This is a genomic window from Azoarcus sp. TTM-91 (genome assembly GCF_012911025.1).
GTDB lineage: Bacteria > Pseudomonadota > Gammaproteobacteria > Burkholderiales > Rhodocyclaceae > Azoarcus.
The window spans coordinates 1-435 of sequence record NZ_WUEI01000302.1; the positions used below are offsets into that span (position 1 = coordinate 1).

The following is a 435-nucleotide window of genomic DNA, read 5'->3' on the forward strand; positions in this document are numbered from 1 at the left end:
GAATAGGCTGCGATGATATAGGAATACTGTTGGGTGGAGATGTTTAACTCTTCCATCAGAGTTGGCGCAGCTGCCGCCACAGTGTTACGCGTCAGGTAACCAAGCACGGTGCCGAGCGTCACCAGTGCGATCATATACCAACGTAACCCTTTAATTTTACGCATGTAAAACCTCATCGTTTTGTTATATCCGCAGGAAGCGCGGCCATCATCCCGCCAGAGGCTGAAGATGTTAGTTACGACCGGGTAACCGAAAAAAAACCGGCACGCCCCGAACGTTGCCATGAAAGTTTCGTGCTAATTCGGCTTCCGTACCGGTTAACCCGATTCATCTAACAAATGAATGAATCGGCAATTTGCATTCCGTCGACTTATGATTTGCGACGGCAGAAAGATAACTTGTCATACAACTTTAAAAGGTGAGAGCCATCACAAA

Annotated in this window: 1 pseudogene; it reads right to left on the reverse strand. The window is 47.4% G+C overall.

Annotated elements, in window-relative coordinates:
* Window positions 1-284, reverse strand: a pseudogene (locus GRF61_RS24995) (hypothetical protein); the annotation flags it as partial.
* Window positions 285-435 lie beyond the last annotated feature (151 nt).